The sequence below is a fragment of the Neobacillus citreus genome (assembly GCF_018343545.2).
Classification (GTDB): Bacteria; Bacillota; Bacilli; order Bacillales; family Cytobacillaceae; genus Neobacillus; species Neobacillus citreus.
The window spans coordinates 1-11,385 of the sequence record NZ_JAGYPE020000099.1 but is presented as its reverse complement, the minus strand read 5'-3'; the positions used below and the strand labels follow the sequence as shown (position 1 = coordinate 11,385).

General features: G+C 37.0%; 13 protein-coding genes. 11 read left to right on the top strand and 2 right to left on the bottom strand.

The genetic code is table 11. From position 1 onward, the window contains the following. Positions 1-537 (top strand): hypothetical protein (locus KHB02_RS28265; RefSeq protein WP_241114161.1); only part of this gene is annotated, 537 nt, incomplete at its 5' end. Positions 538-865: 328 nt separating this feature from the next. On the opposite strand, the gene KHB02_RS28260 is transcribed toward KHB02_RS28265, so the two are convergent. Next, on the bottom strand, positions 866-2,110 hold the full coding sequence (locus tag KHB02_RS28260) for a C40 family peptidase (RefSeq protein ID WP_213148038.1): 1,245 nt from the start codon (positions 2,108-2,110) through the stop codon (positions 866-868). Positions 2,111-2,339: 229 nt separating this feature from the next. Between KHB02_RS28260 and KHB02_RS28255 the strand changes: the two genes are divergently transcribed. Continuing rightward, a complete protein-coding gene (locus KHB02_RS28255; RefSeq protein WP_213148039.1) occupies positions 2,340-2,495 on the top strand; it encodes a YwzD family small protein in 156 nt (51 codons plus the stop codon). A 168-nt stretch (positions 2,496-2,663) separates the two neighbouring features. Here the strand turns inward: KHB02_RS28255 and KHB02_RS28250 are convergent, their stop codons facing one another. Further along, positions 2,664-3,470, bottom strand: coding sequence for an SGNH/GDSL hydrolase family protein (locus KHB02_RS28250; protein WP_213148040.1), 807 nt, complete (start codon positions 3,468-3,470; stop codon positions 2,664-2,666). A 314-nt stretch (positions 3,471-3,784) separates the two neighbouring features. Between KHB02_RS28250 and KHB02_RS28245 the strand changes: the two genes are divergently transcribed. From KHB02_RS28245 to KHB02_RS28205, 9 genes are all read left to right on the top strand, one after another. Beyond that, on the top strand, positions 3,785-4,534 hold the full coding sequence (locus KHB02_RS28245; protein ID WP_213148041.1) for a YveK family protein: 750 nt from the start codon (positions 3,785-3,787) through the stop codon (positions 4,532-4,534). A 19-nt stretch (positions 4,535-4,553) separates the two neighbouring features. Next, positions 4,554-5,225 (top strand): CpsD/CapB family tyrosine-protein kinase, encoded by a 672-nt coding sequence (locus KHB02_RS28240; protein ID WP_213148120.1) that lies wholly within the window; start codon positions 4,554-4,556, stop codon positions 5,223-5,225. Between the two features lie 23 nt (positions 5,226-5,248). Then, a complete protein-coding gene (locus KHB02_RS28235) occupies positions 5,249-6,010 on the top strand; it encodes a tyrosine-protein phosphatase (RefSeq protein WP_213148121.1) in 762 nt (253 codons plus the stop codon). A gap of 317 nt (positions 6,011-6,327) precedes the next feature. Further along, positions 6,328-7,221, top strand: coding sequence for a UTP--glucose-1-phosphate uridylyltransferase GalU (gene galU / locus KHB02_RS28230; RefSeq protein ID WP_213148042.1), 894 nt, complete (start codon positions 6,328-6,330; stop codon positions 7,219-7,221). Between the two features lie 73 nt (positions 7,222-7,294). Then, positions 7,295-7,918 (top strand): sugar transferase, encoded by a 624-nt coding sequence (locus tag KHB02_RS28225; RefSeq protein ID WP_241114163.1) that lies wholly within the window; start codon positions 7,295-7,297, stop codon positions 7,916-7,918. A gap of 34 nt (positions 7,919-7,952) precedes the next feature. Further along, complete coding sequence (locus KHB02_RS28220; RefSeq protein WP_213148043.1) at positions 7,953-8,948, top strand: glycosyltransferase family 2 protein; 996 nt, start codon at positions 7,953-7,955, stop codon at positions 8,946-8,948. 40 nt (positions 8,949-8,988) lie between these two features. Then, complete coding sequence (locus KHB02_RS28215; protein ID WP_213148044.1) at positions 8,989-10,275, top strand: O-antigen polymerase; 1,287 nt, start codon at positions 8,989-8,991, stop codon at positions 10,273-10,275. 26 nt (positions 10,276-10,301) lie between these two features. Next, on the top strand, positions 10,302-11,039 hold the full coding sequence (locus KHB02_RS28210; RefSeq protein WP_213148045.1) for a PHP domain-containing protein: 738 nt from the start codon (positions 10,302-10,304) through the stop codon (positions 11,037-11,039). After that, positions 10,972-11,385, top strand: a 414-nt coding sequence (locus tag KHB02_RS28205; RefSeq protein WP_241114160.1) for a phosphoribosyltransferase family protein, incomplete at its 3' end; no start/stop codon positions are given. The genes KHB02_RS28210 and KHB02_RS28205, both read left to right, overlap by 68 nt.

The window sequence follows — 11,385 nt, the reverse complement described above, 5'->3', positions numbered from 1 at the left end:
GTAAAATCACCAAATTATGACGTGGCCCTCTGGTACTATGGCAACAATAACTACTACAATGCTGTACACTTCACAGGGTTAGCCAGCAAGGACGGCGACACACGCGCCGAGGTAAAAGACCTCATGAACAAAGCAGCGAAAGCATTATTCGATACAGCGACAAACATGAGCACTGTAGACGCAGAAAATGCCTACCAGTTGCTTGTGAAAACGCAAGGCGTGCCAACTGATATTAAGACAGCAGCGGAAGCCAAGTTAACAGCGCCAGTGGTAAAATCACCAAATTATGACGTGGCCCTCTGGTACTATGGCAACAATAACTACTACAATGCTGTACACTTCACAGGACTGGCCAGCAAGGACGGCGATACACGTCCAGAGGTACAAACGTTAATGAATAATGCTGCACAGGCATTATTTGATGCGGCAGCTACCATGAGTAGCGCTGAAGCACAAAATGCCTATCAGCTGCTTGTTGATACAGTAGGAGTATCTGCTGATCTCAAGACGAAAGCACAGGCTAAATTAAGCAACTAACCAGCAAAAGGCTGATTCAAGGGTTTTCACAGCCCGGAATCAGCCTTATTTGTTCTATTAAACGAGGAAGATCTGGATGGTTAAAAAGATATTTTCCAAAAATGAAACCATTCTTTCACGCCCTTTATTAAATACTAAAGGTATATCAATAAAGAAAAAATGTTAATTCACTGGGTGTTTTGTTATATTTTTTACATTATTTGTTTTCAATTCTTGTAATTCGATAAAAATTTTGGGGGATGTTGTAGAATTGTGCAAGAAGAGGGAGTGGGAATCCTGCGATTCCGAAAAAAGGCCAGTCCCTTTAACAAGGGACTGGCTAAATAGTTTAATAGAGCCGCTTAAACGCAGCAAAGTGCGATGCATAATACGTGCTTTTTAAATTGGAAATCGTCACGCCGGTGCCGTCGTTAGCGTGGATGAACTGGTCGTTGCCCAGGTAGATCCCGATGTGGGAGATACCTTGTTTATAGGTGTTTTGGAAAAAGACCAAGTCGCCAACCTTAGGCTGGTCGATATAATACGAGCGGTCATAGTAGCCGGCAGCGGAAGTGCGGGCGATTTTATAGCCTGCTTGATTAGCAACGTAATAGATGAAGCCGCTGCAGTCGAAGCCGGACGGCGTGCTGCCGCCCCAGGCATACGGGACGCTCATTAAGCTTTTGCCCACGGAAATCATCTGCGCACCCAAATCACCAGCTTGCGCCGGTGCCGAAGTCTGGCCAGGCACCTTTAGCGTCTGGCCGGCATAAATCATATCATAGGTTAAATTGTTCAGCGCTTTCAGATCCTGAACAGTGATGTTAAATTTAGCAGCTATGGCACCAAGTGTATCACCGCTTTTGATCACATAATCGGAAACGTCCGATGCCATTGGAGGCGGAGTCGCCGGCTCTGGTGCCGCGGGAACAGCTGGAGCGGATGGCTGTGCCGCATCACTCTGTCCAGGGACCTTCAGCGTTTGTCCGGCATAAATCATATCAGAACTTAACCCGTTCAAAGACTTCAATTGCGACACGGTAGTCCCGAATTTTAGCGCAATTTTGCTCAGGCTGTCGCCTGGGACAATCGTATAATCCTGCGTCGCAGCCGCACTAGGGGCCGGAGCGGGAGTCGAAGGTGCCGGCGGCGGTACCACCACCACAGGCGCAGGAGCCGGAGCACCCTCAGTCGAGACCTTCAAAACTTGTCCTGGAAAAATCAACGTGCCGCTAAGGCTGTTCCACTGTTGAAGCTCGCCGACCGTCACGCTAAAGCGGTTGGCAATCTTAATTAGGGCGTCACCCTTCACAACTGTATAAGTAGCCGCTGGCTGCACAGATGGAGAAGGTGCAGGAGCGGGAGCTGCACTAGCGCCAGGACCCGGAATCTGCAATGTTTGTCCAGCATAAATGAGATCAGAACTTAATCCGTTTAACGACTTAATATCATTTATAGTCGTTTTATATGTATTGGCGATTTTTGATAAAGTGTCGCCTTTTTGAACCTTATATGTATCCGCATGGGCTGCGCCCGCATAGGCTATGGAGAGAAGGGCGGTTGTCGACAGAGCCCGAACGACGGTTTTACTCACGAAACAGTCACCTCTTTTTCTTCTATTTTTCTATGTATTTTACCATAGATTGCTAATTTATTGTTCGAAAGTCGAAAAATTTGTGAGAATTTCACTAAAGAGCGCACTTACCACAGAAAATTCTACAAAATTCACAAATTTGTAACAAAAATTTAACTGGAAATCCATTTACATTTCGCTATCTTTCTATTAATATGAGAAACAATGAGATGAGGAGGGGTAGGTTGGAATGGAGAAAAAGTCGGAGGTCATCAGCAAGAGTGCTGATTTTTCAGAGATAGTAAAAAAGGCCTACGATAAGGCCATTCTAGATAATGAGATTTCCCTTAATCAGTTAATCGAAGATTTAAAAGCGGACCTCAAACATTTGGTTGCGCCATATTAATAGATAAACCGCTGGAAAAGAATCCGGCGGTTGTTTTGTGCATTTTTTGAAGGGGAAGCCGCAGTCTAACCGGAAAGTCCCCGGCCTCGGCCCTCTCAACAGCTTGATTTTGAGGCAGAAGAACCGTCCCCGTGCATCACAAAAAAGCGAACCCGTTAATAGTCCGCTTTATTGGCTAATCAAATATTGAATTAATGCTTGGCTCCAGGCTTGGACACCTTTTTCACTTGGAGCACTTTGGTCTGGTAATAAATATTTACTAATCTCAATCGTATTTGGGTCTGGCCACGAAGTCCAGTGATCCAAATAGGCAATTTTATTCTTCTCTGCATAGTCCTTCAGTTCTGCCACCTGGCCCGGGTAAATTTTTGCTTTATATAGCGGAAAGGCCGGCTGCAGGATAAAGGATGTTTCAGGATTCACCGCTTTTACGTCCTTAATGACCTTCGCCAAATCTGATAAAGTCTTATTTATACTGACGAATCCATTATTCTGTAGAATAAATGGTTCGAAAATAATCAAATCGGCTCTTTCGCCCGAAATTTCCTTCTGCTTATTGTCATTTACAAACTGGCTGGAGGTAGAAGAGTAGGTTTTGAGGGTTACCTGGATATTTTTCTCCCCGAATGTTTCCACTAGCTTCTGTTTTACAATTGGAAAGGTCCCGTCCGATTCAGATCCGATGGCTTTAGAACCCACAAATAGTATTTTAAAGGCTTTGCCTTCGGACTGAACTTGCTTGAACCGCTCCACTGCTTCGGCCGGCCAATTTTTCGTGTAAGCAAGAAGTTTTTGCTCCTTGGTATCTTCCTTGTCCACATTTGTCTCGGATTTCTTGGCAGCGGACTTTTTTATCGTAGAATTGATTTTATCTTTTGCAGATGCGTTATCAATTTTCTGACTCCAATGTGATTGGCCCATATATACTACAAGGATAAAGACAATGGCTAATAACGCCGTAAGTACTTTTTGCATGTCTATTTTGCCCCCCAAACAATATTGCATTCCCTATTATAACAGATTTAGGCAGAAAAATAATTCCAAATCCTCATAAATCTGTATAAAGCGCACAACAACCTCTTTTTGAAGCGCTTCTAAAAAGTAATTACTGCCAAATTCCTATTTCCTCTTCAAATTTCTTACAAAAAGTTGTTTAATATTACATGTGAGTGACAAATTTCTTACGAAAAACTTGTCTAATATTACATGCGAATGACAAAATTCACATATTATTGACAAATTATGCTATAATCTATAAATGTGATGTTTTAAATATTTAGGAGGACGAAATGGAAGAGACAATCAGTTTAAAAGAGCTGCTAGAAACCTTAAAAAAACGGTTATCCCTAATAGTGTCTATCACCTTCATCGCAGCCATTATCAGCGGCGTGGTGAGTTACTTTTTCTTAACCCCAATTTATCAAGCTTCAACGCAAATTCTTGTGAATCAGGCGAAAAATGATCAACAAGTATACAACTACAATGAAGTCCAGACAAACCTTCAATTAATCAATACCTACAATGTCATTATTAAAAGCCCGGCCATCTTGGATAAAGTGGTAGACGAACTGGATTTGGGCATGAATGCCACCAAATTAAATGAAAAAATTACGGTCGGTAGTGAAAAGGATTCCCAAGTGGTGAACGTGTCTGTTCAGGACCCGAATCCCAAAACAGCTGCTCTGATCGCCAACAAAACAGCAGAAGTGTTTAAAAAGGAAATTGCCAACATCATGAATGTTAACAACGTGAACATCCTGGCAAAGGCGGAGGTTGCTGAGGACCCTTCTCCTATAAAGCCTAGGCCATTATTAAATATCGCCATTGCAATAGTGGTAGGCCTTATGGCAGGAGTAGGAATTGCCTTTTTACTAGAATACTTTGATACGACCGTGAAAGATGAACAGGTAATTGAAAAGCTTATTGGCGTACCTGTTCTGGGTAGTATTGCTACTATTGATGATGAAAAATTAAAAGATAGCAAAATGAGAAGTGCAGAACGTAATGCTAGGTTAAGAGGTGATACAATTGGTTCTTAAAAAAGGGAAAAAACAAATCATGAATAATCGAAGAAATTTGATTGCGATGCTGGACCCTAAATCACCGATAGCCGAGCAATTTCGTACGATTAGAACCAATATCCAATTTTCTTCTGTGGACCAAGAGGTAAGAACACTCATGGTAACCTCTGCAGGACCTGGAGACGGGAAATCGACAACATCAGCTAACTTGGCGGTAGTCTTTGCCCAACAAGGGAAAAGAGTATTGTTTGTTGATGCTGACTTAAGAAAGCCGACGGTACATTATACGTTTAATCATACGAATACATTTGGACTTACTAGTGTTTTGACGAAACAAATGTCTCTTGAAAATGCAGTCAAAGATACAAATGAACAAAACCTCTTTGTCCTATCCAGTGGTCCGATTCCTCCCAATCCAGCGGAGTTATTAGGTTCAAAAGCAATGGAACAATTTTTCAAAGATGCATTGGAATTATATGATATGGTGATATTTGACACACCTCCGTTGTTAGCTGTTACCGACGGGCAAATTCTAGCCAATAAATGTGAAGGTACTATATTAGTAGTATCCAGCGGCAAGACAGAAAAGGACCAAGTCGTAAAGGCGAAAGAACTACTGGATTCAGCACAAAGTAAATTGCTGGGTGTTGTATTAAACAATAAGAAAATCCAAAATACAAATTACTACTATTATTATGGAACGAAATAATAGATAGAAAAGGAGTGGCCATGATGATTGATATTCATTGTCATATATTGCCTGGTATCGATGACGGTGCAAAAAATATGGAAGACAGTTTAATAATGGCGAAAGAAGCAGCCAGACAAGGAATTCATACCATCATCGCCACCCCTCACTTAAATAATTCCTATGATAATAGAAAACCATTGATTGTGGAAAAAGTAGAACATTTAAATAATGCCTTGCAGGAAGCGAATATTGATGTAAAAATCCTTCCAGGCCAGGAACCAAGGATTTACGGCGAGGTAATAGAGGATTATGAAAAAGGGGAAATTCAAACTTTAAATGGGACTCAATATGTGTTTATTGAATTTCCGTCCAACCATATTCCAAGGTATACTGAGAAACTACTTTTTGATCTACAATTAAAAGGACTTGTTCCAATTATTGTCCACCCTGAGAGAAACTCGGAACTGATTGAACGCCCGGAAACGTTGTATCGAATTGTAGAAAGGGGCGCCTTAACACAGGTGACAGCATCCAGTCTTTGTGGGTATTTTGGTAAAAAAATAAAAACCTTTTCTATTCAATTAATTGAAGCAAATTTAACACATTTCATTGCTTCTGATGCCCATAATGTCAGCAGTCGTACGTTTAAAATGGACGAGGCTTTTGATTTTGTAGAATCTGAATTCGGAATTGACTATGTATACTTATTTAAAGAAAATGCAGAACTTTTAGTCGATGGGAAAAATGTGGTGAGAGAAGTCCCGATGCTAATTAAAAAGAAAAAGAAATTTATCTTCTTCTAATTAACACAAAAGGCAATAAAGGATTACTTTATAATTTTTTTCAGGTATTTACCTGAACGGCGAGGCTGCCCTGTCCGTTATCCATGGGAGCACTCGGTCATGTTGTGGGTCTATTGAACCAGAACCTTAGACGTATGTCGTCAGGAGCATGATGTGAGGTCGGGTTAGATGCCCGATTTAAAAAAACAAAACTAAAACAATAAATATCTAATGAAAGGGTAAGTGTATGAAAGCACTTGCAATTCCATTAGATATTTATTTTTTTGACTTGATATTTAGTAAAACGAAAGATAGAGATATTAAAAGGGGGATTAATTTTGAAAAAAGTAAGAAAAGCAATTATTCCGGCAGCTGGTCTGGGAACAAGATTTCTACCAGCAACAAAAGCGATGCCGAAAGAAATGCTGCCTATTGTAGATAAACCTACAATTCAATACATAGTAGAAGAAGCGGTTGCGGCTGGGATTGAAGACATCATTATAGTAACAGGTAAAGGAAAGCGGTCGATTGAAGACCATTTTGATGTGGCACCTGAACTAGAAAGAAATTTAGTAGAAAAAGGGAACTTCGACCTATTGGAAAAGGTGCAGTATTCTTCGAATTTAGTAGATATTCATTATATTCGCCAAAAAGAGCCGAAAGGACTTGGACATGCTGTCTGGTGTGCAAGGAACTTTATTGGTAACGAACCGTTTGCGGTTCTGTTGGGCGATGATATTGTGCAAAGTGATACTCCATGTTTACGACAATTAATAGACCAATATAAAGAGACATTTTCTTCAGTTATAGGAGTGCAGCAAGTACCCGATTCAGAAACACACCGGTACGGAATTATTGATCCAATTACCCAAGAAGGACGCCGTTATCATGTTAGTAACTTTGTAGAAAAGCCAAAGCAAGGAACAGCGCCATCCAACCTAGCAATTATGGGTCGTTACGTCTTAACACCAGAGATTTTCATGTTCCTTGAACGCCAAGAATCAGGTGCAGGCGGGGAAATTCAATTAACTGATGCGATTCAGAATCTAAATCAAATTCAAAGAGTATTTGCGTATGATTTTGAAGGTAAACGCTACGATGTCGGTGAAAAAATTGGCTTTGTCAAAACAACCATCGAAATTGCCTTGCAGCACGAAGACCTCCATGATGACATGCTAGATTACCTGAAAAATCTAGTTTCTTTATTAGAACAAGAAAAAGTAATGGTATAGAGAGAAGAAAGGGGGGGCATAGGTGCAAAATCTTGCAAATAAAGATGTCAGTTATGTTGAAAAACAAAAAACGATAACCGTTAATGATGGAAGGATGTATCTCTTTACTAAGAGACTAATAGATATAGTCGGTGCTTTATGTGGGATTATTCTTTTAAGCTTTCTATTTGTTATTATTGCCATTTTAATAAAGTTGGATGACCCTAAAGGACCAGTGTTCTTTTCACAAAAACGGGTTGGTTTAAATGGCAAGGAATTTAAAATGTATAAATTCCGTTCGATGGTCTTCAATGCCGAGGAAAAACTCAAAGATCTGTTAAAGTATAATGATGTCTCCGGGGCAATGTTTAAAATGAAAGATGATCCAAGAATTACAAAAGTTGGTAAATTCATCAGAAAAACGAGTGTAGATGAACTGCCGCAGCTTTTTAATGTATTGAAAGGTGATATGAGTTTGGTAGGGCCAAGACCACCACTTCCAAGAGAAGTAGTTGAGTATACAGAATACGATAATCAAAGGTTGCTAGTAACACCTGGATGTACTGGTCTATGGCAAGTAAGTGGCAGAAGCAACATCGGTTTTAAGGAAATGGTTGAACTTGACCTTATGTATATAAGAAATCGAACAACGTTTTTTGACCTTAAACTTATTGTTAAAACAGTACTTGTTATATTCGGATCAAAGGATGCTTATTGAAAATATAAGTCATAAAATATTGGGAGAAATAATTATGTATACCGATGGGATGCCTATGATTAGTGTAATTATTATTAACTGGAATGGTATCAACCACTTAGAAAAATGTCTAAGTTCAGTTGAAGCTCAAACATATAAGAATTATGAAATTATTTTTGTGGATAATAATTCAAAAGATAACTCTATTCAATATGTAAAAGATAATTACCCAAATATTAAAATTATTAAATTAGATGATAATTATGGGTTTTGTAAGGCTAATAATATTGGGATTAAGAGTTCGAATGGTCAATTCATTGCTCTATTAAATAATGACACTGAAGTCGATAAAGATTGGTTACTAGAGCTTGTTAAACCGATTAAAAGAGAAAAAAATATTAAATTTGTTGCTTCAAGGATGATGCTTTTTAAAGACCGGGGGAAAATTGATAATATTGGGGTTGATTATACAATTAGTGGCTCGGTAATTGAAAGGGGTAGATTTCAAAAGCTTTCTAATGAGCATATAGTGGAAAAGGAAACGCTAATAGCTTGTGCTGGTGCTGCATTATATAATAAGGACTTTTTTGATGAAATAGGTTGGTTTGATGAAGACTTTTTCTATTCTTACGAAGATATTGATTTATCTCTTAGAGCTTATCTATATGGTGGAAAGGGAGCCTATGCGCCTAGATCAATTGTATACCATAAATTAAGTGCTACAAGAAAAAACAGTCCATTAAATACCTATTATTCACAAAGAAATAATGAGTTTGTTTGGTTATTAAACACTCCAACTTCATTGTTGTTATTACTGTCGCCTTTTAGATTGATTTATTTTATTGGATCAATGCTATATTTCACTAGGCAAGGGGAAGTTAAGGCGTTTCTTAAAGCAAAGATTGACGTTTTAAGAAATTTGAATAGGATAGTGATAAAAAGAAAAAAAGTTCAGTCAAACAAAGTATTAAGTGCTAGAGAATATCTGAGGTTAATGAAAAAGGGATTTTTCCTAAATAAAATTAAAAAACTGTTTCTTAAATTGAGTTAGTGAGTACTCTCTTTATATTATGAGATTGTAGGAGACTTAAATGGAAATTTTATTGTTTTTCTTGTTATTTCTGTCTTTTTTTATTGCTATTATAGCCTTCGTAAAGACTAAAGATCATTTGCATCCCTCTGTATTAAGTGCAATATTTATTTCACTTCCACTAATTATTGCAATGCAAAGGTTATCTGGTCTTCAAGCAAAGGAGTGGAATTTCCTTACGTATACTCTTTTTTGTTATGCATTAATCGCATTTAATTACCTGCCTTTCTTCATTTCAATTTATTGTAATAATAAATATAAGAGTGGAGAGCAAGTGAAAAAATCCAAGATATTCATAACAAATATTAGTAATAAATTGATTTATTTCTTTTCAATTCTTACTTTAGTCTTATATCTATTTGAAAATAAAGTCTTAGTTGGTCATTTTGTGCCTGTGTTGAGCACTTCGAATTTAACTAGTATTCATTTAATTTCTTTGCCAATTATTTCCATGATAACTAAAGGTTTTATCCCTATTCTTGCCCTATTAAATTTTACAAAATATAAATTTAATGCCAATAAATATAATTTAATTATGTGCTTATTTTTGATAGCTATTCCTATGACTCGATTGTCCAGGTTTGATATTATTTTAGCAGTTTTAGCTATTATCTTTCTTTTGAGCGATATTGTTAAGAACAAAAAGAGATTCTTTAATCTGACTGCCATTTTATTAATTGTTATGTCTCTAATAGCAGCTTATCTTGGAGAATTTAGACTGACACATGGTTACCAATATCAATTATCTTATGCTGAAGGAATAGATTACAATTATTACGCGGGACCATTTAATATATTTGCGGTTCTGTATGGATACTTTCCACTTTCTTTTGAAAATGTAAACTCGTTTATTAATAGAAATCCTGATTTTGATGATTTACAGTGGGGAAAAGTGATGTTGAGGCCGCTATTAGCCGGACTCCTAAAATTTGATAATATATTCGGGGAAGCGTACCCTTTAACAGATTTTTTATATAAATATAGCAATTATGTTTCACCGTATGCAACAGTACACACAGCAACGATAGAATTCGCCTTAGATTTTGGATATGTTTTTTCCATTATACCGATGCTATTTGTTTCTCTTATACTTACCTTCGTATATATTAATAGTCTAAGATATAGTTCATATAGATTGGCTTATTACATTATTGCACAAGGGTTGGTGTTTTATTCCTTTTTCAACATGTTCTTTGAGCCTAAAATGATTTATCAAATTTGTTTGTTACTATTTATTATCATTGTTTCTGGTTTATTAAACCAAAGGAAGATAAAGAATTATATATAGATATAAAGCTAGGAGGGAGAAAAATCTTGAATTATTTATTTCATGCTCATACCGAGTTTTCTCATGACAGCGATTTAAAATTAAATAACCTTTATAAGGTCCTAAAAAAAAATAATATAAAAGGGATTGCAATTACCGATCATAATGAAATTGCTGGTGCACTAAAATTCAAAGAATTGTATGGAGATACTTTAGATGTCATTGTTGGAGAAGAAATTATGACAACACAAGGTGAAATAATTGGTTTGTTTCTTAAAGAAAAAATACCAGCAAACCTTTCACCAGAAGATACGATAAAACGTATAAAGGATCAAGGTGGCATAGTGTATTTACCACATCCCTTTGATGAAAAAAGAAAAAAATCTGCCCTAGACTATAGTGCAATTATCCAAAATATTAATCAAATAGATATAATTGAAATATACAATGCTAGAAGTATATTAGAAGAGTTTAATAAGAATGCTGAAAAATTATGTTCAGATTTTAACAAACCAAAAATTGTCGGTGCGGATTCACATACAGCTTATGAGGCTAATTTCAATTATTTAAAATTGGATATAAACGGAAAATTATCGGCTGCTAACTTTTTGGCAAGTGTAGAACACTACGAACATATTAATGTAAAATTGCAGGTGCTTATTCATCAGGTCACACGGTTAGTTAGGATAAAAAAATTGGTGCTTAAAGGTGATTTAATTGGAATATATAAACTGTTCTATAGGAAATATAAGAAATATTTGTTACGACTTAAGCAGGCAAGTTAAAGATTCGGGATTTGAGCCGGATATTATTATTTATGTTGCTAATGGCGGGATAATAATTGGACAAGAAATGTCAAATTTATTAAGTAAGCCTTATTATGGAATTAAAGTAGCTAGGTCTGGAAACTCATTAAAGAAAAATCTAAGCTTTTTAATAAGAATTTTACCAGGTAAGGTCAAAGATATTTTAAGAACATTTGAATTAAATTCGGGCCTACACTCCAAAGCTTCAACTAGAGAGATTAAAGAGGTTAACACAGATTTACCCATAAGTGTTAAAAAAATACTTGTTGTCGATGACTCGGTTGATACTGGTAATACAATCTTATCAATAAGTAATTGGCTTTAT

Coding starts and splice junctions, on each gene's coding strand:
- KHB02_RS28220 (WP_213148043.1), top strand. CDS start 7,953: ATGTATACCGATGGGATGCCTATGATTAGTGTAATTATTATTAACTGG.
- KHB02_RS28245 (WP_213148041.1), top strand. CDS start 3,785: ATGGAAGAGACAATCAGTTTAAAAGAGCTGCTAGAAACCTTAAAAAAA.
- KHB02_RS28240 (WP_213148120.1), top strand. CDS start 4,554: ATGAATAATCGAAGAAATTTGATTGCGATGCTGGACCCTAAATCACCG.
- KHB02_RS28250 (WP_213148040.1), bottom strand. CDS start 3,470: ATGCAAAAAGTACTTACGGCGTTATTAGCCATTGTCTTTATCCTTGTA.
- KHB02_RS28215 (WP_213148044.1), top strand. CDS start 8,989: ATGGAAATTTTATTGTTTTTCTTGTTATTTCTGTCTTTTTTTATTGCT.
- KHB02_RS28255 (WP_213148039.1), top strand. CDS start 2,340: ATGGAGAAAAAGTCGGAGGTCATCAGCAAGAGTGCTGATTTTTCAGAG.
- KHB02_RS28235 (WP_213148121.1), top strand. CDS start 5,249: ATGATTGATATTCATTGTCATATATTGCCTGGTATCGATGACGGTGCA.